The organism is Microbacterium sp. DWRC1-3 (genome assembly GCF_049896645.1).
GTDB classification, from domain to species: domain Bacteria; phylum Actinomycetota; class Actinomycetes; order Actinomycetales; family Microbacteriaceae; genus Microbacterium; species Microbacterium maritypicum.
Genome location: NZ_JAFCUS010000001.1, coordinates 132,102 through 154,024, shown reverse-complemented (window position 1 = coordinate 154,024; position 21,923 = coordinate 132,102). Strand labels below are relative to the sequence as shown.

Annotated in this window: 23 protein-coding genes; 2 read left to right on the top strand and 21 right to left on the bottom strand. The window is 68.0% G+C overall.

Annotation, left to right across the window (positions count from 1 at the left end):
* The 20 genes from ACP699_RS00715 to ACP699_RS00620 form a co-directional block, all read right to left on the bottom strand.
* Positions 1-600 carry a GNAT family N-acetyltransferase gene (locus ACP699_RS00715; protein ID WP_426168344.1) on the bottom strand — a complete coding sequence of 200 codons (600 nt, stop codon included), beginning with the start codon at positions 598-600 and terminating at the stop codon, positions 1-3.
* 48 nt (positions 601-648) lie between these two features.
* Positions 649-1,569: an RluA family pseudouridine synthase gene (locus tag ACP699_RS00710; protein ID WP_055867358.1), complete on the bottom strand. Its 921-nt coding sequence runs from the start codon at positions 1,567-1,569 to the stop codon at positions 649-651.
* A 2-nt stretch (positions 1,570-1,571) separates the two neighbouring features.
* Positions 1,572-2,252 (bottom strand): signal peptidase II, encoded by a 681-nt coding sequence (lspA, locus tag ACP699_RS00705; protein WP_235562485.1) that lies wholly within the window; start codon positions 2,250-2,252, stop codon positions 1,572-1,574.
* 9 nt (positions 2,253-2,261) lie between these two features.
* Positions 2,262-2,858 (bottom strand): DivIVA domain-containing protein, encoded by a 597-nt coding sequence (locus tag ACP699_RS00700; protein WP_055867351.1) that lies wholly within the window; start codon positions 2,856-2,858, stop codon positions 2,262-2,264.
* A gap of 181 nt (positions 2,859-3,039) precedes the next feature.
* Positions 3,040-3,339: a YggT family protein gene (locus ACP699_RS00695; RefSeq protein WP_017830234.1), complete on the bottom strand. Its 300-nt coding sequence runs from the start codon at positions 3,337-3,339 to the stop codon at positions 3,040-3,042.
* Between the two features lie 3 nt (positions 3,340-3,342).
* Positions 3,343-3,816: a cell division protein SepF gene (locus tag ACP699_RS00690; RefSeq protein WP_017830233.1), complete on the bottom strand. Its 474-nt coding sequence runs from the start codon at positions 3,814-3,816 to the stop codon at positions 3,343-3,345.
* A gap of 43 nt (positions 3,817-3,859) precedes the next feature.
* Entirely contained in the window at positions 3,860-4,567 is a 708-nt protein-coding gene (locus ACP699_RS00685) for a YggS family pyridoxal phosphate-dependent enzyme (protein ID WP_055867344.1), read from the bottom strand.
* Positions 4,564-5,706 (bottom strand): cell division protein FtsZ, encoded by a 1,143-nt coding sequence (ftsZ, locus tag ACP699_RS00680; RefSeq protein ID WP_017830231.1) that lies wholly within the window; start codon positions 5,704-5,706, stop codon positions 4,564-4,566. Before ftsZ ends, ACP699_RS00685 begins: the two co-directional genes overlap by 4 nt.
* Positions 5,707-5,871: 165 nt before the next feature.
* Positions 5,872-6,804: an FtsQ-type POTRA domain-containing protein gene (locus tag ACP699_RS00675; RefSeq protein ID WP_055872335.1), complete on the bottom strand. Its 933-nt coding sequence runs from the start codon at positions 6,802-6,804 to the stop codon at positions 5,872-5,874.
* Between the two features lie 3 nt (positions 6,805-6,807).
* Positions 6,808-8,208, bottom strand: a complete 1,401-nt coding sequence (murC, locus tag ACP699_RS00670) for a UDP-N-acetylmuramate--L-alanine ligase (protein WP_426168335.1) — start codon at positions 8,206-8,208, stop codon at positions 6,808-6,810.
* A 40-nt stretch (positions 8,209-8,248) separates the two neighbouring features.
* Positions 8,249-9,325: a UDP-N-acetylglucosamine--N-acetylmuramyl-(pentapeptide) pyrophosphoryl-undecaprenol N-acetylglucosamine transferase gene (locus ACP699_RS00665; protein WP_017830228.1), complete on the bottom strand. Its 1,077-nt coding sequence runs from the start codon at positions 9,323-9,325 to the stop codon at positions 8,249-8,251.
* On the bottom strand, positions 9,322-10,527 hold the full coding sequence (gene ftsW / locus ACP699_RS00660) for a putative lipid II flippase FtsW (protein ID WP_055867335.1): 1,206 nt from the start codon (positions 10,525-10,527) through the stop codon (positions 9,322-9,324). The genes ACP699_RS00665 and ftsW overlap by 4 nt, the downstream gene beginning before the upstream one ends.
* A complete protein-coding gene (gene murD, locus ACP699_RS00655) occupies positions 10,496-12,031 on the bottom strand; it encodes a UDP-N-acetylmuramoyl-L-alanine--D-glutamate ligase (protein ID WP_055872333.1) in 1,536 nt (511 codons plus the stop codon). Before murD ends, ftsW begins: the two co-directional genes overlap by 32 nt.
* Entirely contained in the window at positions 12,021-13,127 is a 1,107-nt protein-coding gene (mraY, locus tag ACP699_RS00650; RefSeq protein WP_055872332.1) for a phospho-N-acetylmuramoyl-pentapeptide-transferase, read from the bottom strand. Before mraY ends, murD begins: the two co-directional genes overlap by 11 nt.
* On the bottom strand, positions 13,124-14,536 hold the full coding sequence (locus tag ACP699_RS00645) for a UDP-N-acetylmuramoyl-tripeptide--D-alanyl-D-alanine ligase (protein WP_055872331.1): 1,413 nt from the start codon (positions 14,534-14,536) through the stop codon (positions 13,124-13,126). Before ACP699_RS00645 ends, mraY begins: the two co-directional genes overlap by 4 nt.
* A 27-nt stretch (positions 14,537-14,563) precedes the next feature.
* Entirely contained in the window at positions 14,564-16,333 is a 1,770-nt protein-coding gene (locus tag ACP699_RS00640; protein ID WP_151486550.1) for a peptidoglycan D,D-transpeptidase FtsI family protein, read from the bottom strand.
* Positions 16,334-16,358: 25 nt separating this feature from the next.
* Positions 16,359-16,925, bottom strand: coding sequence for a hypothetical protein (locus tag ACP699_RS00635; protein WP_288969897.1), 567 nt, complete (start codon positions 16,923-16,925; stop codon positions 16,359-16,361).
* A complete protein-coding gene (gene rsmH / locus ACP699_RS00630; RefSeq protein WP_017830221.1) occupies positions 16,922-17,860 on the bottom strand; it encodes a 16S rRNA (cytosine(1402)-N(4))-methyltransferase RsmH in 939 nt (312 codons plus the stop codon). Before rsmH ends, ACP699_RS00635 begins: the two co-directional genes overlap by 4 nt.
* Before the next feature lie 102 nt (positions 17,861-17,962).
* The gene (gene mraZ / locus ACP699_RS00625) at positions 17,963-18,394 is read right to left on the bottom strand and encodes a division/cell wall cluster transcriptional repressor MraZ (protein WP_017830220.1); all 432 of its coding nucleotides are present in this window, start codon (positions 18,392-18,394) and stop codon (positions 17,963-17,965) included.
* Between the two features lie 265 nt (positions 18,395-18,659).
* Positions 18,660-19,034 (bottom strand): DUF3040 domain-containing protein, encoded by a 375-nt coding sequence (locus ACP699_RS00620; RefSeq protein WP_426168324.1) that lies wholly within the window; start codon positions 19,032-19,034, stop codon positions 18,660-18,662.
* A gap of 97 nt (positions 19,035-19,131) precedes the next feature.
* Between ACP699_RS00620 and ACP699_RS00615 the strand changes: the two genes are divergently transcribed.
* Positions 19,132-20,220, top strand: coding sequence for a polyprenyl synthetase family protein (locus tag ACP699_RS00615; RefSeq protein ID WP_426168321.1), 1,089 nt, complete (start codon positions 19,132-19,134; stop codon positions 20,218-20,220).
* Between the two features lie 12 nt (positions 20,221-20,232).
* On the opposite strand, the gene ACP699_RS00610 is transcribed toward ACP699_RS00615, so the two are convergent.
* Positions 20,233-20,601: an Rv2175c family DNA-binding protein gene (locus ACP699_RS00610; protein WP_327037748.1), complete on the bottom strand. Its 369-nt coding sequence runs from the start codon at positions 20,599-20,601 to the stop codon at positions 20,233-20,235.
* A 121-nt stretch (positions 20,602-20,722) separates the two neighbouring features.
* Between ACP699_RS00610 and ACP699_RS00605 the strand changes: the two genes are divergently transcribed.
* Positions 20,723-21,904, top strand: coding sequence for a LysM peptidoglycan-binding domain-containing protein (locus ACP699_RS00605; protein WP_426168317.1), 1,182 nt, complete (start codon positions 20,723-20,725; stop codon positions 21,902-21,904).
* Positions 21,905-21,923 lie beyond the last annotated feature (19 nt).

Sequence of the window (21,923 nt, the reverse complement as noted above, 5' to 3'; positions counted from 1 at the left end):
TCACGCTTTCTTCGACGACATCGTGGAGGCGCCCAGATCGAGCCTCATCACTACCCGGGGGAACCCGTCGAGGACCGACCCCGTATCCGCCGCCTTCACGAAGCCTGCGCTCTCGAAAAGCGCGCGCGTACCTACGTAGGCCATGGTCGGGTTCACCTTCTCCCCACCGTTGTCGACCGGATACCCCTCGATGGCGGACGCACCGCGCTCCCTCGCGTACGCGACGGCGCCGTCGATCAATGCGTGGGAGATGCCCTGCTTGCGGTACCCCGGGCGCACGCGGAAGCACCACAGCGACCACACATCGAGATCATCGATGTGCGGGATCAGCCGATTTCGAGCGAAGCTCGTCTCCCGTCGGGGATGCACGGCGGCCCACCCGACCGGTTCGTCGTCGAGATACGCGACCACACCGGGCGGAGGGTCCTGACGGCACAGCTCGCGCACGCGGTCGGCGCGAGCGCTCCCCTTCAGCGCCACGTTCTCTTTGCTGCCGATGCGATAGCTGAGGCAGAAGCAGACATTCGATGACGGGTTCTTCGGTCCGACGAGCGTGGCGACGTCGTCGAACACCGTCGCCGGTCGAACCTCGATGCTCATGCGCCCAGTGTTGCGCACATCACGGACATCGTGTCGGCGCAGCGCGGTCTACTCGCCTCGAAGCACATCCAATGCGTGGCGGAAGTCCTCGGGGTACGGGGATTCGAACTGCACCCAGTCCCCCGTCGTCGGGTGGGCGAAGGCGAGCTGGTGCGCGTGCAGCCATTGACGGGTGAGCCCCAGCCGCGCCGACATCGTCGGGTCGGCTCCGTAGAGCGGGTCGCCGACGCAGGGGTGACGGTGCGCCGCCATGTGCACGCGGATCTGGTGGGTGCGTCCTGTCTCGAGGTGGATCTCGAGCAGCGAAGCGCCGGGAAAAGCCTCCAGCGTCTCGTAGTGCGTGACCGAGGGTTTGCCTTCAGGGACCACCGCGAACTTCCAGGAGTGATTCGGGTGACGTCCGATGGGTGCATCGATCGTCCCCGCGAGCGGGTCGGGATGCCCCTGGACGACTGCGTGGTAGATCTTCTCGACGGTGCGGTCCTTGAAGGCCTGCTTCAAGACGGTGTACGCGTGCTCGGACTTCGCCACGACCATCAGACCGCTGGTGCCGACATCGAGTCGGTGCACGACACCCTGACGTTCCTGGGCACCGCTGGTTGCGACGCGGAAGCCTGCGGCGGCCAGAGCGCCGACGACCGTGGGACCTTCCCATCCGACTGAGGGATGGGCGGCGACGCCCGTCGGCTTGTCGACCACGATGATGTCGTCGTCGTCGTAGACGATGCCGAGTTCGGGCACCGCGATGGGAACGATCTTCGGCGCCTCCTTCGGCTGCCACTCGATGTCGAGCCAGCCGCCACCGCGTAGACGGTCCGACTTGTCGAGCGTCACGCCGTCGAGTCTGACTCCGCCGGCCGCGGCGACGTCAGCGGCGAAGGTGCGGGAGAACCCCATCAGCTTCGCCAGCGCCGCGTCGACGCGCGCACCGTCCAAACCGTCGGGGACGGGAAGCGACCGCGACTCCACGGTCAGCGCCCTTCGGGTGCGGGAGTCGCACCCTCCGAAGGCGCATCGTCATCGGACGCACGCAGCGGCACGGAATCGCCTGCGTCGACCATCTCGTCGTCGGTCTCGGTCCCCGTGACAGCGGCCGCGGCAGCCGCCTCGGCTTCTGCCTCGGTCTCGACGATCTCGTGATCGCGCTCCCGCGTGCCGTCGAAACGGAGGCCGAAGACGACCAGCAAAGCCACGGAGATCATGCCCGTGACGATGAAGATGTCGGCGACATTGAAGATCGCCGGCATCATCCACGGCATCGAGATCATGTCGACCACATGCCCCACCGGGAAGCCGGGCTCACGGAGGAGACGGTCGCTCAGATTGCCGAGCACCCCGCCCAGAAGACAGCCGAGGACGACCGCCCACAGCCGCGACTTGAGTCCGAACGCCTTCCAGACGATCACGCAGGCCACGACGGCGAGGGCGATCGTGAAGATCCAGGTGACCTCGGACCCGAGGGAGAACGCCGCTCCGGGATTGCGGACGTAGTACAGCTGAAGGAACTCCCCCAGGACCGGAACCGGCTCCTGATACGGAAGGTTCTCGATCGTGAGGTGCTTCACAAACTGATCGGCGGCCAGTACGAGCGCTGCGAGAATCGCAACGACCGCACCGGCCGCCGACCGACGAAGGGGACGGCGTCCTGACAAGAGGGCGCCTTACAGACCGATCGCGGAAACGGGCGTCGAGTCCGTGGAGGTCGACTTCTCGTCGAGCTCGCGGAGCTGACCCTCGATGTAGCCGCGCAGCTGCGAGCGGTAGTCGCGCTCGAAGTTGCGGAGTTCGGTGATACGAGCCTCGAGCGTGTTGCGCTCGCGCTCGAGTCGGGCCGACTCCTCGCGCTGCTTGGCCTCGGCCTCGGTGCGGATGCGGGCGACCTCGGTCTCGGCCTCGGCGATGAGCGCGTTGCGCTTCGCCTCACCCTCGGCGACGTGCTCGTCGTGCAGACGCTGTGCGAGTTCGATGATGCCGGCGGTCGCGGTGGCGGAGCCGGTCGGAGCGGGCTCCGCAGGAACCTCGGCGACAGGGGCGGCGGCGGCCGGAGCCTCGGCGGCAGCGGGAGCGGCGGCTTCAGGAGCAGCACCGGACTCGTATGCGGCCAGCTTGGCCTTCAGCTCGACGTTCTCCTCGAGGGCCTTGCGCCACTCGATGACGATCTCGTCGAGGAAGTCGTCGACCTCGTCCGGGTCGAAGCCGTCCTTGAAGCGGACGTGCTGGAACTGCTTGGTGACGACGTCATCCGGGGTAAGTGCCATGGGTGGCTCCTCTTTCGATGAGTTCGATTGCCAGTATCGATGTATGGCGTGGTCGTGATGTGGCGCGAACCCGGGGCGCGCACCTGGGTGCCAGCATAGCCCCCGCGCATTGGCGCCGCGATGTCACGACACCCAGAGTGGGCGAAGTGGTCGAGGTCCGATCGGGAGACACGCCTGGATTTCAGCGGATGAACAGCCCGACGACGTTCATCAGAATCAGAACGATCAGAAGGGTGAGCGTGAACCCGAAATCAAGAGAGAGCGAACCGATCCGCAGCGGCGGGATGATCCGCCGGAAGAACCGGATGGGCGGATCGGTGAGCGTGTAGACCGCCTCGGCAGCCACCAATCCGAAACCCTTGGGCCGCCACTCCCGATTGAACATCGGGATGTAGTCCAGGATCAGGCGCGCGAAAAGCACGAAGACGTACAGGAGGAGCACCAGATGGACGATGCTCGCGAGAACGGAGACCAGCTGCACGGGCTACGACTGGTCGAAGCCCGCAGACTCGGCGTCTGCGTGTGCGATGCCCCCGTGACCCGAGACGGCGATGTTCTCCGGCGACAGCAGGAACACCTTCGAGGTCACGCGCTCGATACGGCCGTAGAGACCGAGAGAGAGCCCGCTCGCGAAATCGATGAGGCGACGCGCGTCGGCGTCGCTCATCTGGGAGAGGTTGATGATGACCGGGACGCCCTCGCGGAAGCTCTCCGCGATCAGCTGGGCGTCGCGGTACTGCTTCGGGTGGACGGTGAGAATCTCGTTCACGGCTCCTGCAGACGGCTGGCGGACGGCGACGGGGCGACGAAGCGGCGTGACGGGGGCCGGTGCCGGCTCCTCGCGGTCACGGTCACGTTCGCGGTGAGCGCGGGCGGGTGCCTGCGTCTCCTCCTCGTAGACCTCTTCTTCATCGGCGAGGCCGAGATACACCATGGTCTTCTTCAGCGGGTTACCCATCGTGTCCTCCGGTTCGAACGTGTCGGGCTGGTCTTTTCACAGGTTAACCCCGGTCTGGTCGGGGGCCGGTGATTGCGGAGCCGATCCGCAGGTGTGTCGCGCCGGCGGCGATCGCCTCGACGAAGTCTCCGGTCATCCCGGCAGAGATCCAGGAGGCTGAGGGTTCCACTGCGCGGACGCCGTCGGCGACATCGCGCAGACGGGCGAAGGCCGATGCGGGCTCCTCGTCGAGGGGCGCCACGGCCATGACGCCGCGCAGACGCAACGACGGCAGCGCCAGGACGTGCTCGGCGAGTGCGACCGCCTGAGCGGGCGTCGCTCCCCCGCGACCGGGATCATCGGTGAGGTTGATCTGCACGAGCACGTCGAGCCGATCGTCGCCGTCCGCCGCCCGGTGGAGGGCATCGGCGAATCGATCGCGATCGACCGAATGCACGACGCCCGCACTCCTGCGGATCGCGGCAGCCTTGTTCGTCTGCCCCTGCCCGATGAAATGCCAGCGCAGATCCAGAGCCGCGAGTTCGCCCTGCTTGGCCGACAGCTCCTGCTGGCGGTTCTCGCCGACGTCGTGCACACCGAGCTCGTACAGGTCGCGCACCAGGGATGCCGGGTGGAACTTCGTCACCACGATGCGGGTGATCTCCTCGGCGCTGCGCCCTGCAGCGTGCGCGGCCACGGCGATCTTCTCGTCGATCGCCGACAGCCGCGCCGCCAGGAGGGACGACCCCGAGGCGTCGACCGGCGGGGTCACTTCAGGAATTCGGGGATGTCGATGTCGTCATCCGCGAAGGCCGGCTCGATGCTGGTCGCCGGCACACGCTGCTGCACGGGCTCGGGCTTGACCGTCTCGGTCTTGCTCTCGGTCTCTTCGGTGAGCGCGACCTCGGGAAGCGTCGTCGCGGCCGGCCGAGACACGACCATCGGGTCCAGACGCAGAGAGGGCTCGCCGCCGTCGAAGCCTGCCGCGATGACCGTCACCCGCACCTCGTCGCCGAGCGTGTCGTCGATAACGGTACCGAAGATGATGTTCGCCTCCGGGTGAGCGGCTTCCTTGACGAGGTCGGCCGCATCGTGGATCTCGAAGATGCCGAGGTTCGAGCCACCCTGGATCGAGAGGAGCACGCCGTGCGCGCCCTCGATGCTCGCTTCCAGGAGCGGAGACTCCACGGCCAGCTCGGCGGCCTTGATCGCACGGTCGGCGCCGCGCGCCGATCCGATGCCCATGAGCGCGGATCCCGCGCCCTGCATGACCGACTTCACGTCGGCGAAGTCGAGGTTGATGAGACCCGGGGTCGTGATGAGGTCGGTGATTCCCTGCACACCGGCGAGGAGAACCTGGTCAGCGGTGGCGAAGGCCTCGATCATCGAGATGCCGCGGTCGCTGATCTCGAGGAGACGATCGTTCGGCACCACGATGAGGGTGTCGACCTCTTCCTTGAGCTTGGACACGCCGGCCTCGGCCTGGCTCTGGCGACGACGACCCTCGAACGAGAACGGCTTGGTCACGACACCGATGGTGAGGGCACCGATGGACTTCGCGATGCGAGCCACGACGGGCGCGCCACCGGTTCCGGTGCCACCGCCCTCGCCGGCCGTGACGAAGACCATGTCGGCACCGGTCAGCGCCTGCTCGATCTCCTCGGCGTGGTCCTCGGCGGCACGACGACCCACCTCGGGGTCGGCACCGGCACCGAGGCCGCGGGTGAGTTCGCGACCCACGTCGAGCTTGACGTCGGCGTCGCTCATCAGCAGCGCCTGGGCGTCGGTGTTCACGGCGATGAACTCGACTCCGCGGAGGCCGAGATCGATCATGCGGTTGACGGCGTTGACGCCGCCACCGCCGACGCCGACGACCTTGATCACGGCGAGGTAGTTCTGGTTCTGGCTCATGGCCGGCCTCCGATTATTCGAGCCTGGAAGTGGGTGAACCTTAAACCTCAAGTAGAGGTGTAAAGTATTTCCCGGTATTGCGTTCTCTTTGATCGAAGGTAAGCGCCGCCCGGCCGCGTGCGCGCGAAGACACGGGCGTGTCGCGCCATTGCCCCGCGAAAGCGATCAGCCCGCGACCGCGACCTCGGGAGAAGTGACATCGATCGAGGCGGCATCCGGCTTCGCCGCCATGGTCTTCGAGAGGACGATGGCCTTCAGTGCGGACTTATCGGCGCTTCCCCAGACGACCGTCAGCCCGCTGCTGAGGGTCAGGGTCACGTCATCGGCCGTCGTGGCCCTGATGCCGGTCAAGGCGGCGCGCACGTCGGAAGGCAGAGAGCGGACGACGAGACCGGCGCTGCGGAACGCCGCGGAATCCACACCACCCGCCACATCGATCACCGGCTGCCCCGCCGGCTGATCCGAGGTGGTGGAGAGGGCGACACCGGCGGCATCCACCAGCGTGTAGCCGGCCTCCGAACGGATGACGCCCACCGGGGTGCGTTCCACGATGCGCACCGTGAGGTCGTGCGGCGGGCGCGCTTCGAGGGCATACGTCTCGATGAGCGGGAAGGCGAGCAGCGCCGCTTTCACCTTGCTCGAATCGACGAGCGCGAGGGGGGTTCCGAGCTGGTCGCCGAGGGCGGCCTCGATCGCTGCGGGGTCGAGGCTGGTGGCACCGTCGACGGTGATCTTCTGCACGGCGAAGAGCGGACTGTAGGCCGCCGCGACGCTGCCTCCGACGAGCAGGAGCGCGGCGCCGATGCTGCTCAACCAGATGATCCTGCGCCGTCGGGATCGCTGGGTGAAGCGTCGGATCTCGGCGCGAAGGGCCTTGCGTCGCGCACGCGCCGCACGCCAGACATCTCGCGTCGATGTCGGCTGCGGGTCATCGCCCGAGTCGTCGTCCGCGCTGTCGCCGGGAGTCATCGCGTCGATCGAGGCGAGCTCTTCCTCCACTCCGGCGTCGCGACGTCGTCGGCGAGACGTCGCCGCCGGCGCGGTGGCCTCCTCCCCCGGGCGCCCCGGGGTGGTCGGAAGCGGTGCGGGCCGACGCATCGACTACGCCTCGTCGGTCCGACGCAGCGAATCCAGGACCTGCGGGATGATCTGGTAGACGTTTCCGCAGCCGAGCGTGACGACGAAGTCGCCGTCTCGTGCGACCGTCGCCGTGTAGTCGGCCGCCTGCTGCCAGTCCGCGACGTAGTGCACGTGCGCCGGGTCGCGGAAGGCTCCGCTCACCAGCTCACCGGTGACTCCGGGCACAGGGTCTTCCCTGGCTCCGTACACGTCGAGCATCACCGTGTGATCGGCGAACTCCTCGAGCACGTCGGCGAACTCCTGGTACATGTGCTGCGTGCGGGAGTACGTGTGGGGCTGCTGGATCGCGATGATCCGCCCCTCCCCGGCGATGCTGCGCATCGCCTCGAGAGCCGCGCGGACCTCGGTGGGGTGGTGCGAGTAGTCGTCGTACACCGTGACGCCGCGCTCGACGCCGTGCTGCTCCAGGCGACGAACGGTGCCCGCGAACCCCTCGACGGCGCGAACGGCGTCGGCGAGCGGGTAGCCGAGCGCGCGCAGAACCGTGACCGCTCCCGCCGCGTTGATGGCGTTGTGCACACCGGGAACGGCGAGCTGCATGCGCGCCTGCTCCTCGCCATGCGTCAGCGTCGCAGCGACGGGACCTGCGGCGACGATGTCGGTGACCCGCACATTCGCACCCTCGGCCTGACCGAAGGTGAGGATGTTCGGATGCGAGAGCCCGGCGCCGACCCGCAGCGCCCCGGCGTCGTCGCTGGAGATCACGACAGCCTCGGTGGCGGCGTCAGCGAACTGCACGAACGCCTGGTGGAACGCCTCGTCCGAACCGTAGTGATCCAGGTGGTCGGGATCCACGTTGGTGATCAGCGCGACCGCGGTGTCGTACAGCAGGAACGTGCCATCGGATTCGTCGGCCTCGATGACGAAGAGGTCGCCGGAACCCGTCGCGCTCGACGCACCGAGCTGCTCGATCACACCGCCGTTGACGAAGTGCGGGTCGGCGCCGAGCTCACGCAGCGCCGTGACGATCATGCCCGTCGACGTCGTCTTTCCGTGCGCACCTGCGACCGACACGAGGCGACGGGAGCCGACCAGCCAGTGCAGTGCCTGCGAACGATGGATCACGTGGAGTCCGCGGGCCTTCGCCGTCACGAACTCGGGATTCTCGGGCCAGATCGCGCCCGTGTGCACGACCGTGTCGGCGTCGCCGAGATGGGCGGCGTCGTGACCGACGTGAACAGTCGCTCCCGCGGCGGCCAGTGCCCGCAGGTTGTCGCTGTCGGCACGGTCGCTGCCGGAGACCCGGATACCAGCGTCGAGGAACATCTTCGCGAGACCGCTCATGCCGGAACCGCCGATGCCGATGAAGTGCGCGGCGGTGATCGTGTCGGGAATGGGGAGGGAGAGGTCGGGTCTGATCATGTCCGCTTCAGTCTACTTTTCTTCGGTCTCACCGACCGCGTCAGGCGGCGACGAGTGCGCGATCGATGAGAGTGATGACGTTCTCGGTGCCCGTGCGGGTGCCGGCCGATTCCGCGGCCGCCGCCATCCGCGCGATCCGCGCCGAGTCTCCGAGCAGCGGGACCACGATGCGCCGAACCGCGTCACCGTCGAACGTGGCATCGTCGAGGAGCTCGGCGGCCCCGGCCGCGACAGCGGAGGCGGCGTTCAGACGCTGCTCGCCGTTGCCCACGGAATAGGGCACGTAGAGTGCGGGGATACCCAGGGCGCTGATCTCGCTCACGGTCGCCGCGCCGGACCGGGAGACGATCAGATCGGCCAGCGCGAAGGCGAGATCCATGCGGTCGACGTAACGGCGCAGGGCGTAGCCGGTGACGCCGGGGTCGGGGAGGTCGCTGCGCTCTCCCGTGACGTGCAGCAGCTGCCACCCGGTGTCCAGGATGTCGCGCCACGAGTCCTCGAGCGCCTCGTTGAGACGCTGGGCGCCCAGCGACCCCCCGAAGACGAGGAGCACGGGCCGCTCCACGTCGAGGCCGAAGTACTCCGCGGCCTCCGCGCGGGAAGCCGCGCGGTCGAGGGCGATCACTTCCTGGCGCAGCGGCATGCCGACGACCTCGCCGCCGCGCAGCGGGGTGCCCTCGAAGGCGACGCCCACTGCGGCCGCGCGGCGGGCACCGAGCACGTTCGCCAGCCCCGGCTTGGCATTGGCCTCGTGCACCACGAAGGGCACACCCTCCCGACGGGCGGCGACGTAGGCCGGGGCCGAGGCGTACCCGCCGAAGCCGACCACCACGTCGATGCCGTGCCGACGGATGTGGGCGCGCACCTGGGCGATGGCCCGGCGGAAGCGCCCGGGGAAGGACAGGGCCTGCCGGTTGGGGCGCCGGGGAAACGGGACCTTGTCGACGATCAGGAGCTCGTAGCCGCGGGCGGGGACGAGACGGGACTCCAGCCCCTCGGCCGTGCCGAGCACGAGGACGGACGCGTCGGCATCGCGCGCGCGAAGACCATCCGCGACCGCGAGCAGGGGATTGACATGACCGGCGGTGCCACCGCCGGCGAGGAGATACGAAGTCACCTGGTGACCCTACCCCGCTCGGCTGACTGCTTCTCGGTCACGGGGATCGTGCGCGCGAACGCGAGCAGCACACCGCACGCGATCAGCACCGCGAGCAGGGCCGTGCCGCCCTGGGACATGAACGGGAGCGGGACGCCCATCACCGGGAAGACGCCGATGACGACACCGACGTTCATGACGGCCTGGCCGACGATCCACACCGTGATGCCGCCGGCCGCCACCCGGATGAACGGGTCCGGGGTCTTGCGGATGATGTGGAACGCGCCGATCGTGAAGAACGTGAACAGCGCGAGCACGACGATGCAGCCGATCAGACCGAGCTCCTCACCGACGATGGCGAAGATGAAGTCGTTGCCCGCGGCCGGGAGCCACCCGTACTTCTCCTGCGAGTTCCCGAGTCCGAGACCGAAGATGCCGCCGGTGGCCATCCCCCAGATCCCATGGATCGACTGGTAGCAGTCCGTGTAGTAGAGCGCCATGTTGTCGCAGGTCGCCGTGATGCGCCGCATGCGGTCTTCGCTCGACAGCGCGTAGGCGAGCACGGCGATGATGCCGAGGATCAGCGGAATGATGAACAGCCGGAGCTTGACCCCGGAGAAGAAGAGGCACCCGAGCAGGATGAGCACCAGCACCATGGCGGTACCGAGGTCCTTACCCGCGAGCACCGTGCCGATCGCGAGTGCACCGACCGGGATCACCGGGATGAACACGTGATGCCAGGTGCCGAGCATCGTGCGTTTGCGCAGGAGGACGGCCGCGATCCACAGGACCAGGGCGAGTTTGAGGAACTCGGAGGGCTGCAGCGTGAAGCCCGCGATCTTCACCCAGTTCCGGTTTCCACCGTCTTCGATGCCCAGCGGCGTGAACACGAGCATCTGCAGCGCCACGGCACCGAACAGCGCCGGCCATGCCATCCTCTTGAGGAAGTCGACGGGCAGGCGACTGATCAGGAACATCAGCGGGATGCCGAGGAGCGCGAACACTCCCTGGCGCAGCACGCCGTCCATGGGGTTGACGCCCTTGGAGACGGCGGTCGCGCTCGTCGCCGAGAGCACCATGACGAGACCGAAGAGCGTGAGGAGAAGCGCGGTCGAAGCGATGAGCAGGAACTCGGTGGACACCGGGGTGAACCGGCGTCCGAGCGACACCCGGGCTGCGAGTCCGCCCGACTCAGAGCGCGGAGGGCGAGATACCTGTGTCATCGGCGCTCCCCCGGTCGATCCAGTCCCGCACCGCCTCGGCGAAGCGATGGCCTCGTTCCGCGTAGCCGGAGAACTGATCGAAGGATGCCGCCGCCGGGGCCAGCAGGACTGTTCCCTCGTCGTCGACGATTCCCGCGGCGATCTCCACGACACGGTTCATGACCTGTCCAGTCTCGCCAGCATCCACCTCGAACACCGGCACCCCGGGCGCGTGTCGCCGGAATGCCGTGACCACGGCGGAGCGCTCGACCCCGATCACGACGGCAGCACGTGCCGTCGCTCCGACCTCGGAGACGAGGTCGGAGATGTCGACGCCCTTCAGATCTCCGCCGAGCACCCACACAGATCCGGGGTACGCGCGCAGCGACGACGCCGCGGCGTGCGGGTTCGTCGCCTTCGAGTCATCGATCCAGGTGATGCCACGGTGCCGGGCGATCACCTGGATGCGGTGCGCATCGAGCCGGAAGGACTGCAGCGCGGTGTGGATGGCCTCCGGCTCGACGCCGAGTGAACGCGCGAGGGCGCTCGCGGCGAGGATGTTCTGCACGACGTGGGGGGCGGCGAGACCCGCGGCGTCGAGATCGGCGACGGTCGTCAGCTCGAGGGCGCTGCGCGAGCGATCGTCCAAGAAAGCTCTGTCGACGAGCAGTCCCTCCACCACGCCGAGATCGCTCGGTCCGGGGATGCCCAGATCGAAACCGATCGCCCGAGCGCCTTCCACGACCTCCGCCTCCTCGACCATCCGCCGGGTGGCCTCGTCGGCCTTGTTGTAGACGCACGCGATCCTGGTGTTGCGATACACCACAGCTTTCGCGTCGCGGTAGGCCTCTGCGCTCCCGTGCCAGACGAGGTGGTCGTCTGCAAGGTTGAGGCACACCGATGCGTAGGGGAACAGCTCTCCCTCGGGACTCGACTGCCCCAGATACCAGAGCTGGTGGCTGGAGAGCTCGACCACGAGCACGTCGAAGCCGGCAGGGTCGCGCACGGCGTCGAGCACCGGAACGCCGATGTTGCCGCACGGAGCCGCTCGCAGTCCACCCGCGACGAGCAGCGTGGCCGTCAGCTGGGTCGTCGTCGTCTTGCCGTTGGTCCCGGTGATGAGCACCCAGTCCGCCGGTGTGCCGTCGGGCCGGACGACCTTGTCCCGCACGCGCCAGGCGAGTTCGACGTCACCCCAGATCGCGATGCCGGATTCCTGCGCCCAACGGATGAGCGGGTGAGCGGGAGAGAAGCCGGGCGACGCGATGATCACCTCGGGGGCGAAGTCGACGAGGACGCTGGGAACCTCATCGAGCGGACCCAGCTCGAGCCTCGCGCCGATGACCGGGAGCAGACGCTCGTACTCCTCCTCGGCGGACTCGCTCAGCACGAGCACGTCGGCGCCGAGCTCGGCCAGCGTGTCCGCCACCGAGAAGCCCGTCATCGAGAGACCGAGCACGGCGACGCGCAGACCGCGCCAGTCGGCGTTCCAGCTCGTCAGCCCTGCCAGACGATCAGTCGACACGCGTCAGCCATTCGACATAGAAGAGTCCGACGGCCGAGACGGCGAGCAGCCCGGCGATGATCCACATCCGCACCACGATCGTGACCTCGGACCACCCGCGCATCTCGAGGTGGTGATGGAACGGACTCATCAGGAAGAGGCGCTTGCCGCGGGTGAGCTTGAAGTATGTGCGCTGCAGGATCACGGACCCGGAGGACAGGACGAAGACGCCGGCGATCACGAGCAGGAGGAGCTCGGTGCGGGTCAGGATCGCCATCGCGGTGATGACGCCGCCGATCGCCATCGAGCCGACGTCGCCCATGAAGACCTTCGCCTTGGGCGCGTTCCACCAGAGGAATCCGATGAGGCTCGCGGCGAACGAGGCGGCGATGATCGCCAGGTTGAACGGGTCGCGCACCTCGTAGCACCCGCCGAGGGCATCGAGATCGCCGCCGATGCAGGGCTGCTTGAACTGCCAGAAGGCGATGACGCTGTAAGCGCCGACGACGATGACGCCGGCGCCTGCGGCGAGCCCGTCGAGACCGTCCGTCAGGTTCACGCTGTTCGAGGTCGCGACGCCGATGATCGAGATCCACACGAGGTAGAGGATCCAGCCGAGCACCACGCCGAACGCGAAGAGATTGAGCCAGGTGATGTCACGGAACAGCGAGATGGCAGAACTCGCCGGTGTCTGACCCCACTTGTTCGGGAAGTTCAGCGCGACGATGCCGAAGGGGATGATGACCAGCAGCTGGCCGATCACCTTGCGCCAGCCCGAGAGCCCGAGGCTGCGCTGGCTGCGCACCTTCATGTAGTCGTCGATGAATCCGACGGCGCCGAATCCGACCATCAGCCAGATCACCAGCAGCGCGGAGAGGGCAGGGACTTCTCCGCTCACCAGCACGCCGGTGAAGTAGCCGACCATCGAACCGACGATGAAGATGACACCGCCCATCGTGGGGGTGCCGCGCTTGGCCTCATGGCTGGGGTTGTGGACGGACTCCGGGGTGCGGATGACCTGCCCCCAGCCCCACTTCCGGAAGAGCCGGAGGAAGACGGGAGTCAAGAACAGGGTGAAGGCGAGCGAGATCGCCGCCGACATGATGAGAGACCTCACGAGAACAATTCTCCCAGACGATCGCCGAGATGCCGGAGGCCCACGGAGTTGGATGACTTCACGAGCACGCGGTCGCCGTCGCGGAGCTCGGTGCGGAGGTATTCGAACGCCGCGTCCTGGTCGGGCAGATGCACGGCCTCGCTGTCCCAGGACCCCTCACCGACCGCGGCGAGGTACAGCCGCCGCGCCTCGGGTCCGACGACCACGATCCGGCGGATGTTGAGGCGCACCGCGAGCAGCCCGATGCGGTCGTGCTCCTCCCCTGCGCTCTCTCCGAGCTCGCTCATGGCACCGAGCACCGCGACCGTGCGCTCCTCGGGGCCGGTGATCTGCGCGAGGGTGCGCAGGGCGGCCGACATGGAGTCGGGGCTGGCGTTGTAGGCGTCGTTGATGATCCGTACTCGGTCGCTGCCCAGCGGCTGCATGCGCCACCGCTCAGCGATCTCGACCGTCTCGAGGCGGGCGACCGCGTCGGTGGGGGCGACACCGAGCACGTGCGCGGCGGCGATCGCGGCCAGGGCGTTGGAGACGTGATGCGCCCCGAGCACGCGGAGCCGCAGGGGCAGTCGGTCGCCGTCGACCTCGACGACGCATGCGGTCCCGGAGGCAGACACCTGGATGTCGTGCGCGCGCACGTCGGCTGCGGGCCCCTGGCCGAAGCCGACCGTGCGCAGTCCGCGGAAGTCCGCGAGGTCGCGCATGGCGGCGACCCTGGCGTCGTCGATGTTGAGCACTGCGGTTCCGGGCACGCGGGCGGCGGCGACGAGTTCGGCCTTCGCCTTGGCCGTCGCCTCGATCCCGCCGAATCCCCCGGCATGCGCCATGCCGACCATCAGCACGACGGCGACATCGGGCTCCACGAGGCCTGCGAGGTGAGCGATGCTCCCCGGTGCCGCCGCTCCGAACTCGCTCACGAGGAAGCGGGTGCTCTCGGTGACCCGGAGCATGGTGACGGGAGCGCCGACCTCGTTGTTGAACGACTTCACGGGGGCGACGGTCTCGCCCTCGGCTTCGAGGATGCGCGCGAGGAAGTTCTTGGTGGTGGTCTTGCCGTTCGATCCGGTGATGCCGACGATGCGAAGGTCTCCGCCGGCACGGACGCGCGCGACGACCTCCTTCGCGAGCGCGCCGAGAGCTGCGACCGCATCCGGTACGACGATCTGACTGACGGCGACATCGACGGGGTGCTCGACGATCGCCAGCACGGCGCCTGCCTCGGCGGCGGCACCGACGAAGCGGTGGCCGTCGGTCTCGGCTCCGGGCTTGGCCACGAAGATCGAGCCGGGGCCCATAGTGCGCGAATCGGTGTCGACGAGTCCGTCGACCACGGTCTCGGTCGTGTCTTCTCCGGCCACGCGCAGATCACCGCCGACAGCGGCGGTGATCTCAGCGAGCGTCAGGGCGATCATGTCATCTCCATGCGCGGCTCTCGCCGACTATCCGAACTTGGGAAGGAGCTCGTCCATCGGGACAGAGGACGGCATCACGCGATAGGTCTTCATCACCTGCGTCATCGCCTTCTGGAAGGCGGATGCGGTGGCCGCGGACGATACAACCTTAGTCGGCTCGTCCAGGGTGACCACGACGACGTACTGCGGATCGTCGACCGGCGCGAAGCCCACCATGCTGGTGTAGTAGACCCCGGCCTTGTAGCCGCCGTTCCCGTCGGAGACCTGCGCGGTACCGGTCTTGCTGGTCACACGGTAGCCGGGAACCTGGATGCGCTCGGCGTTGCCGCCCTGCACCGCGACGTTCTCGAGCATCCGGGTGAGCTCGGCGGCCGTCTGCTCCTGGATGATCTGCTCGTGCTTCGGATCCGCCGCCTCGGTGACGGTGCCGTCGGCTCCGGTGCACGACTCGACGAGCGAGAGATCGATCTTCTCGCCGCCGTTCGCGATCGCCTGGTAGGCGCCGGCGAGCTGGGCGGCCGTCACGGTGAAGTACTGCCCGAATGTCGTCGTGTAGAGCGACTGGTTGTCCCAGTCGCTGACCGGGTGCAGGATCCCCCCGACCTCGGACGGGAAGTCGAGCGTCTTCTCGCCGACGCCGAACCGCTCGAGGTAGTCGTACCGCACCTCGGGGCTCACCATGGTGCCGAACTTCGACAGCGCGACGTTCGACGAGTCGATGAGTCCACCGGCGAGGGTGTAGTTGTAGGCGGGGTGGCTGAACGCGTCGTTGACGACGGCGCCGTTCGGGAACTTCTCGCGAGAGGAAGCGCTCACCGTGCTGAGGGGCGTCAGACCAGCGCCCTCGATGGCTGCAGCCGCGGTGACGGCCTTGAAGGTCGATCCCGGCTCGAAGTCGCGGTGGAAGATCTGGCTCGCCCTGGTCTCCGGTGTCGAGGCGTCGAGGTCGTTCGGGTCCAGCGCCGGCCACTCGGCCGCGGCGCGGATCTTCCCCGTCTTCACCTCGACAACTGTCGCGGTGGCACCCTTGGCGCCCTGTATCTGGGCCTCTTCGGCGATCATCTGCTGCAGGTACCAGTTGAGGTCGCTGTTGATGGTCAGTTGCACGGAACCGCCGTTCACGGCGTCGATGGTGCGCTCGCTCCCGGGGATCACGACGCCGTCCTTGCCCTTGCGGTACGTCTCCTCCCCGTCGATGGGAGCCAGGCACGAGTCGTCCAGCTTCTCGACGCCGGCCTGCGCCTCGCCCGAGTTGTCGAGGAAGCCGAGGAGGTTGCCGGCGACCGCGCCGTTCGGGTACACCCGCGTCTCGCGTGGCGGCATGCTCAAGTAGGAGGAGATGCCCAGCGCCTTGAGTTTCATGAACTGGTCGGTGTTGAGTCCGCGCTTGAGGGCCACGTACTGGCTGTTGGGGTTCTCGGCGAGAGCGTTCGACACCAACGCGCGAACCTCCTCGCCGGTCTGTCCGGTGATGGCCGCGATCTTGTCCGAGGCCTCGGCCCAGGGCAGCTTCGGGTCCTTCTCCTCCACCAGCATGATGACCTGCGGGCTGAGCTGCGCGTCGTAGACCATCACGCTCGACGCCAGGACCGTGCCGTCGGCGTCGAGGATCGAACCGCGCTGCCCGGGGATGGCCGAGCTCGCGCCCAGATGCTCGAGCGACTCGGAGACGTGCTCGTCGGCGCTGACCACCTGGATATCGACCAGCCGCACCACGAAGGCGACCAGCACCGAGAGGATCACGGCGAGGGCGACGACGGTGCGTCGCCGCGGTCCGCGGGTGGCTCGTGTCGTCATGGGATCTCTCCGTCGATCTTGGGTGTCAGTGCGTCGTGGGGCTGGGGAGGCCGTCGGTGATCGACGGCGGGAGTTCCTGCGCCGGCTGCTCGGTCGTGGCCGTCCCGTCCTCGGTCTCCGCGGGAGGCGGCGGCGGCTCCACGATGAGCGAGTTACTCACGGCTCCGACGCCGGCGGGGTTGACCGTGGATGTCCAGTCGGCGCCGACCCCGGTGCCGAAGACGGCTCCGTCGCTGAGGCGCAGGTAGGACGGCGAGCCCGCCACGACCATGCCGAGTCCGGCGGCATTGCCCGCCAGTACCTGCGGCGAGCTGACGCCGGTGAGCTCCTCCTGGAGCGCCTGGGTCTTGAGGTTCAATTCGCGCTGCTGCGACGAGAGGCTGGCAAGGGTGAACGAGTCCTGGGTGATGGCGAGCGACAGTGCGATCTGCGCGGCACCGATTGCGAGCGCTCCACCGAGTGCGACGAGGGCGTAGGCGAGCTTCGGCTTGCGACGGACGGCCGGCCGGGTGACCGGCTGCAGCTTCCGCTGCGGGGTCCGCTCCGGTGCGACCGGCTGCACCGGTTTGCGGACGACGGCATTCAGGCTCATACGCTCTCCCGCAGCTTCTCGGCGGCGCGCAGGCGCACCGGGATCGCGCGCGGGTTGCGCGCGCGCTCGTCATCGTCTGCGAGTTCTGCGCCCTTGGTCAGGATGCGGAAGCGCGGAGCATGTTCGGGGAGCTCGACCGGGAGCCCGGCGGGTGCGGTCGAGGAGGAAGCGGCGGCGAACGCCTGCTTCACGAGGCGATCTTCGAGCGACTGGTACGACATCACGACGATGCGTCCTCCGACGCCGAGCGCGTCCATGGCCGACGGAATCGCGTCTGCGAGCACGTTGAGCTCCGCATTCACCTCGATGCGCAGCGCCTGGAACACGCGCTTGGCCGGGTGACCGGCGCGTTGCGCCGCTGCGGGCGTCGCCGCGATCAGGATCTCGACGAGCTCGCCGGAGCGCGTGATCGGCTGCTTCTGACGCGCGTCGATGATGAAGCGGGCGTAGCGGCCGGCGAGCTTCTCCTCGCCGTAGCGTTCGAAGATGCGGCGGAGGTTGCCCTCGCTGTAGGTGGCGATCACGTCAGCGGCGGTGACACCCTTCGTCTGATCCATCCGCATGTCGAGCGGGGCGTCCTTCGAATACGCGAACCCGCGCTCGGCCTCGTCGAGTTGCAGGGACGAGACGCCGAGATCGAACAGGATCCCCGAAGCTCCCTGCGCGTGCAGCCCGATCTCGTCGTACACCGTGTGCACGAGAGTGACGCGATCACGGAAGCGAGCGAGCCTCTCCCCCGCGATGCGCAGCGCGTCGGTGTCGCGGTCGAGTCCGACCAGACGGATGTTCGGGAAGCGTTCGAGCAGTGCCTCGGAGTGGCCTCCCATGCCGAGCGTGGCATCGACGAGCACCGCTCCGTCCGCCTGGAGGGCGGGAGCGAGCAGCTCGACACAGCGGTCGAGCAGGACGGGGGTGTGTATGTCTCGGAGGTTCATGATCTTTCTCGGGGTGACCTTCGGCTCTGATCCCCCTCCGCTTCTCGACCCGGCACCGGGGAAGTGTGTCGGGGCGGGAGCGGCGGGGCATCACAGCCGTGGTCAGAAGAGTCCCGGAATCACCTCCTGCTCGAGGTCGGAGTAGGTCTCCTCGCCGGCGGCGAGGTAGGCGTTCCAGCTCTCGGCATCCCAGATCTCGGCGTGGGCGCCGACTCCGGTGACGATGAGTTCCTTCTGCAGGCCTGCGTACTGACGCAGGTGCGCCGGGATGGTGATGCGGTTCTGGCTGTCTGGCATCTCCGCGCTGGCTCCGGAGAGGAACAGTCGCATGAAGTCACGCGCCTGCTTGTTGGCGAGCGGGGCCTGACGGATCCGCTCGTGCATCGCCTCGAACTCGGCCGTGCTGAACACGTAGAGGCACCGCTCCTGGCCTCGGGTGACGACGATGCCGCCGCCGAGGTCTTCGCGGAACTTCGCAGGAAGGATGACCCGTCCCTTGTCGTCCAGCTTCGGTGAGTGCGTACCCAGCAACATCGGCCATCACCCCCTCTGCGTCCGGCCAACTCGAGGTGCGCCCCACTTTACTCCACTTTCCTCCACATACCTACGACCAATCCGCAGGCAACGCATGCCGACGACGATCGGCGCGCTGAAGAGCCGCGGAATTACGCGGTGGAGAAAGGTGGAGGGCTAGTGGAGGGTTTTCCCACCCATCGAGATGGCCCGTTCCCCGCGGGGGTTAACGGCAGAAGCCCGGATGCTCAGCATCCGGGCTTCTGTCGTGAAGTATCGATGTCGGTCAGTGACCGTCCTGGCGGCGATCCCAGCGGTCGTTCATTCGATCCATGAACGAGGCGGACTCCTGCCGCTTGGGAGCGGAACGCTCTCGGGGCCCAGCCGCGCTCGTTCGCCTCACGGGAGTGACGGCGACCATGACACCGGCGAGCATCGCGGCGAAACCGACGACGCCGACGACGATGCCCCAGACGCCGCTGAGGATGACTCCGGCGACCAGACCGCCGACGCCGGCGAGCAGGAGGAGTGCACCGTAGACGAGATTTCGGTAGCTCAATGCTCGATCGCCGGACGGCGCGGTCACCACGTCGGCATCGTTGTGAAGGAGATGGCGTTCCATCTCGTCGAGCAGACGCTGCTCCTGTTCGGAGAGTGGCATTTCGTCCCCCTCGGGTATCGTGCCTTCCATTCTACGCGCGACGAGACGTCCGGGGCTAGCAGTTCGGCGTCCCCTTGCTTTACGTATGCTGGGAGTCGTGTCGTCCTCCTCCCCTGTACCCGACGCCGTCGCCGCACATCTCGACCGCTTCCTCGCGCGGATGCGCGACGAATCGATGGAGTACGGCCCCGATGCGGCATCCTTCCTCTCCGCCGCCGCCGCCACGCTGGACGGAGGCAAGCGGCTTCGTGCGCGGTTCTGCCATGCAGGTTGGCGCGCCGTGGCCAGGTTCCACGACCGAGATGCGACGGAGTCCGATGCTCTGTGGGACATCTGCACCGCACTGGAGATCTTCCAGTCGGCCGCGCTCGTCCACGACGATCTGATCGACAACTCCGACACCCGCCGTGGTCGCCCCGCAGCGCACCGTGCGCTCGAGGCATCGCACCGCGCCGCCGGATGGTCGGGAGATGCAGAGGCGTTCGGTCGGGCATCCGCCATCCTCCTGGGAGATCTCCTGGTCGCGTGGAGCGATGACCTGCTGGAGTCGGCGCTGGAGGGGCATCCTCAGGCACTCACCGTGCGTTCCGAGTACGCCAGGATGCGAAGAGACGTCACCACCGGTCAGTTCCTCGACATCGCCGAGGAATCGGCGTGGAGCGTCAACGACGGCGGCCTCCATGCGGAACGGGCTCTTCGTGTGGCATCGCTCAAGTCCGCCAGGTACAGCATCGAGCAGCCGCTGGTCCTCGGAGGAGCCTTCGGCGGGGCCGACGCGGATCAGATGGCGGCGCTGCGCCGCTTCGGGCACCCGGTCGGGATGGCCTTCCAGCTCCGGGACGACGTGCTCGGCGTGTTCGGCGACGCATCCGTCACGGGGAAACCGGCCGGAGACGATCTGCGCGAGGGCAAGCGCACAGTGCTGATCGCCCTCACTCGGCAGACCCTCGACGCTTCCGCGCGCAATCTCCTGGACGAGATGCTCGGAGACACGGAACTGACGCCGCAGCAGGTGTCGTTCCTGCAGGCGACCATCACCGATTCCGGCGCGCTGGAACAGGTCGAGGCGATGATCGCCGACTATGCGCGCGAGGCTGATCGCGCACTGTCGGGCGCCCGGCTCGACAACGCGGCCGTCGGCGAACTGCGCGAGCTCGCGCGGGCGGCGACGGTGCGTTCCTCCTGAGCGATCCTGCGGTCAGGCGAGGGTACGAGCGAGGCGTCGGACCGCGCTCTTGTGCCCGGCCAGCAGGGCGTCGATCGGCGAGCGACCGAGGCTCTCCTCGTCGGCGAGGAGCCAGTCGATCAGCTCGTCGTCCGTGAAGCCGGCATCCTGCAGGACGATCACCGTTCCGCGCAGAGAACTCAGCGGGTGTCCATCGACGATGAACACCGACGGCACCGCGAAGACTCCGCTACGAGTGGATCCGACCAGGTAGTGCTCGTCGATCAGACGGCGCACACGGCCGAGGGGCTCGTCGAGCACCTCGACGAGGTCGGGCATCGTCAACCACTCGATGGCGGCAGCGGCAGGGGTTCCAGCAACGTTCTCAGACACGTTGCCCACTATCTCACCTCTGCGTGACCGTCGCATGTCGACCCTCCAGTCACATCCTTCACTTGCGTCACTTCAGTTGACTTCTGTTTACATCCGTGTCAGCGTGAAAAACTCGAAAAGGGGGCAAGCCTTGACATTCAAGACCGCCACGCGTCGAACGCGACACCTGCAGATCGGAGTGCCTGCAGCCGTGCTCGGCGCCCTCGCGACCACGCTCACCGCCGCACCGGCCAGCGCGGCTTCCCCCGTGGGCACCGCCACCGTCGAACGCGAGCGCCTCCTCCCCGTACGGGTGGCTCCCACCGAAGCGGCACCACCGAGCTACGTCGTCCAGCCAGGTGACACGGTCTCGGCGATCGCGACGCGCTTCGGGCTGCGCACCGTCGACGTCCTCACCTGGAACGGCCTCTCCTGGCGCTCCGTGATCCACCCCGGCCAGAGTCTGACGCTCCAGCCCGGAGCGGTCGCAGCCCCCGCCGCCGCTCCAGCACCCGCCGCCGCGGCCACGCACCAGGTCGTCGCCGGCGACACCGTGTACGCCATCGCTCAGAGATACGGCACGACCGTCGACGCCGTGCTCTCGGCGAACGGCTTCGACCGCGCGTCGATCATCTTCCCCGGTCAGAGCCTCGTCGTCTCCGGGAGCAGTGCGGCGGCCGCACCGGCAGTTGCTCCGGCTCAGACCCCCGCTCCGGCATCCGCCGCCACGCACACCGTCGCCGCAGGAGACACCCTGTTCGGCATCGCGCAGAGATACGGCACGACGACCCAGACGCTGTATGCCGCCAACGGGCTCGGCCCCTCGTCGATCATCTATCCCGGCCAGACCCTGTCCCTGCAGGGGGCGCCGACCCCCGCCCCCGCGACGACTGCTCCCGCCTCCACGGGCGGACAGCAGGCGACGACGCTCTCCGCGGAGCAAGCGGCGAACGCGGCGCTCATCATCCGCATCGGTCGCGAGATCGGCGTCAACGACCGGGCCATCGCCATCGCCCTCGCGACCGGGATGGTCGAGTCGGGGCTGCGCAACCTCGACTGGGGCGACCGCGATTCGCTCGGCATCTTCCAGCAGCGTCCGAGCACGGGGTGGGGAACCCCGGCGCAGATCATGGACGCGGACCGGAGCACACGCGTGTTCTACGGCGGTCAGAGCGACCCGAACGGACAGGCGACCCGCGGGCTCCTGGACATCCCCGGCTGGGACAGCATGCCCTTCACAGCGGCGGCGCAGGCGGTGCAGATCTCGGCGTATCCGGACAGGTACGGCCAGTGGGAGGCCCAAGCATATGCCTGGCTCGCTCTCTACAGCTGACGACATCCGGGAAAACCCG

Excerpts from the sequence above, each read along its gene's own strand:
- mraZ (WP_017830220.1), bottom strand. The coding sequence starts at position 18,394 with ATGTTGCTGGGTACGCACTCACCGAAGCTGGACGACAAGGGACGGGTC.
- ACP699_RS00635 (WP_288969897.1), bottom strand. The coding sequence starts at position 16,925 with ATGAGCCTGAATGCCGTCGTCCGCAAACCGGTGCAGCCGGTCGCACCG.
- ACP699_RS00675 (WP_055872335.1), bottom strand. The coding sequence starts at position 6,804 with ATGCGTCGGCCCGCACCGCTTCCGACCACCCCGGGGCGCCCGGGGGAG.
- ACP699_RS00715 (WP_426168344.1), bottom strand. The coding sequence starts at position 600 with ATGAGCATCGAGGTTCGACCGGCGACGGTGTTCGACGACGTCGCCACG.
- ACP699_RS00645 (WP_055872331.1), bottom strand. The coding sequence starts at position 14,536 with ATGATCGCCCTGACGCTCGCTGAGATCACCGCCGCTGTCGGCGGTGAT.
- ACP699_RS00620 (WP_426168324.1), bottom strand. The coding sequence starts at position 19,034 with ATGCCACTCTCCGAACAGGAGCAGCGTCTGCTCGACGAGATGGAACGC.
- ftsW (WP_055867335.1), bottom strand. The coding sequence starts at position 10,527 with ATGACACAGGTATCTCGCCCTCCGCGCTCTGAGTCGGGCGGACTCGCA.
- ACP699_RS00690 (WP_017830233.1), bottom strand. The coding sequence starts at position 3,816 with ATGGGTAACCCGCTGAAGAAGACCATGGTGTATCTCGGCCTCGCCGAT.
- ACP699_RS00700 (WP_055867351.1), bottom strand. The coding sequence starts at position 2,858 with ATGGCACTTACCCCGGATGACGTCGTCACCAAGCAGTTCCAGCACGTC.
- ftsZ (WP_017830231.1), bottom strand. The coding sequence starts at position 5,706 with ATGAGCCAGAACCAGAACTACCTCGCCGTGATCAAGGTCGTCGGCGTC.
- ACP699_RS00640 (WP_151486550.1), bottom strand. The coding sequence starts at position 16,333 with ATGACGACACGAGCCACCCGCGGACCGCGGCGACGCACCGTCGTCGCC.
- murC (WP_426168335.1), bottom strand. The coding sequence starts at position 8,208 with ATGATCAGACCCGACCTCTCCCTCCCCATTCCCGACACGATCACCGCC.
- rsmH (WP_017830221.1), bottom strand. The coding sequence starts at position 17,860 with ATGAACCTCCGAGACATACACACCCCCGTCCTGCTCGACCGCTGTGTC.